Below are 2,058 nucleotides of genomic sequence, written 5' to 3' on the forward strand. Positions count from 1 at the left end.
GTCCTATACTGAGGACTACTATTACTGAAAAACGTCTAAGAAAAAGAGGTTACGAAAGTATGCTGGCGTACTACCTTAGTGTAAAGTTCTGATATAACGAACCGCCGTGTACGAGACCCGTACGCACGGTGGTGTGAGAGGCGCAGTCCGTTCCTAACTAGGGGCGGACCCGTCTACTCGATTGTGCTTTCGTTATTGTTTAATTTCCTTTTCTATTAATTTTAAGATTTCTGTAATTAATTTTGAACCCTCTTTTTGTTTATTAATTACCGTACTAGTTTGAATGATTATAGTTTCAATCTTATTTTCAAATTCTAATTCGTTTAATAAATTTCTGTTGTCAATATCAAAGCCAGACTTTGGAAATGGGTTGCTAGCAGCTGATGCAGAGGAAGAAACGGCATCTACATTTAGCCAACTCCCTTTTTTTTGAATTAAATTGTCAAGTTCGTCACTCACCTCTAAGACGAATTTTTCGCGATTCTTTATTTGTTCAACAATCGGATTCCAAGAAGATAAACTATTTCTTAAACTCTGATTTTTAATAATCTTTAATTTTCCTGAACTTATTAAGTCATCTAAAGCACCATTTCTGGGATAAAATTCTCCTAACCGCATAGCTGCCTCGAGAATAAGATTAAACTCTTTTTCAGTTTTTGGTTTTGGCTTTTTTCCTGTATGATTTAGAATGGAAAATTGAAGTTTTTTGTTTGATATTTGAAGCGCTATTAAACTATCGAGTACCCTGTGGTTATATTCAAAGTCTTCTTTTAAATTAAGTAATACTAATTGTTCGTCGTTTTTTTCAATACGTTGTTCATTCCAATTATTAATTTGTAACGCAATTAGAATTCCAATAACCACAAGAACAATTTCTCCAACGGCATACTTAAAATATTTTCCAGTTTTGTTTTCCAATAGTAAGTTTTGTCTAATTTTTCTAAAGAGTTTTATCATTGGTTAGTGGTTGGTCGTAATGAAGTCTAAAGGTTTTGTGTATGAGCAGTAGTGGATTGCTAATAGAATTCTTTACTGATTTCTGGAACGTATTAAAAAAGCACAAGCTTTAAAAACTTGTGCTTGAGAAGCTATTTTTTATATACGTTATTGTAAATAGACTTTTAAAATGCCGTCTTTATTCAGTTTCTCCAAGAACCACATTCGTCAATTCTATGAATCCGGTTCTATCGTAATACAAAAACACATTGTTTATTTTCATGTCATCATTAAACATCATTACAGCATGTTGTCTAACAGTTGAAGATTGCTCTTTAAGCGTAATTGTGATATCTGTATATGCAAGTACTCCTGAACCCACCGCCTTGTAGTAGTTTGTTGGTTTATTTACCTTAATAGGTAAAAGTGTGTTTTTTGAAAAGGTCATTTTTCCTCCTGTCGTCTTTTCCCAATTTTTCCAAAATGTAATGACATTGTCTTTTCCCTTGATTGAATTACGTGTATCGGCACCGCCATCTGGCCAATACCATGTAATGTCGTCAGCCATGATGGCTCCATAGGCATCATGGTCAAAGTTTGACATGTGGTCATACATCTGCATGACAATGTCCGCATATTCTTGAGAGGCGGACTCTAATACAGGGGGTTCTACTTCTGCTACTTCGGCATTTTCTTTTTTGGTTTCGCCGCAACTTGCTACAAGAAGCGCACAAAAAATCAATCCTGCTTTCAGGATGTTAGGGTTGAATAGTGTTTTCATTTTGTTGTTTATTGTTGATTAATAACTAGTTCAATATACTAAAAATAATCTTTGTATTTGTGTTTTCAGCTTTTGCTGAATGTATTCCATCGGTCTTGGCTATGAGTAGTTGCGTGGATTTTCAGAAGTAGGCGAGAACAAGCAATTATTTACAGACTTTGTGCCTGTTGCACAAGTTATAAAAAAAGGGGCATTTCGATCTTGCCGATCCGTAAAAGGATCGTAACTTTAGGTATGCAGGGTAAAAAGGATTATCAAGAGAAGCTTTTCAATAATTTCCAATTAAGTGACCGGGTACCGCAGACGAATTTCTACCGTCGTTTAAAAGGCGTTTTGGATCT

The 2,058-nt window shown here is 35.0% G+C and carries 2 protein-coding genes; both read right to left on the reverse strand.

Going from position 1 to position 2,058, the window contains the following annotated elements:
* Positions 1–192 precede the first annotated feature (192 nt).
* Complete coding sequence (locus tag BFP75_RS13640) at positions 193–957, reverse strand: DUF6090 family protein (RefSeq protein WP_099545931.1); 765 nt, start codon at positions 955–957, stop codon at positions 193–195.
* 178 nt (positions 958–1,135) lie between these two features.
* Entirely contained in the window at positions 1,136–1,717 is a 582-nt protein-coding gene (locus tag BFP75_RS13645; protein ID WP_099545932.1) for a nuclear transport factor 2 family protein, read from the reverse strand.
* Positions 1,718–2,058 lie beyond the last annotated feature (341 nt).

The organism is Maribacter sp. 4G9 (assembly GCF_002742265.1).
In the GTDB taxonomy this organism is placed as follows: Bacteria; Bacteroidota; Bacteroidia; order Flavobacteriales; family Flavobacteriaceae; genus Maribacter.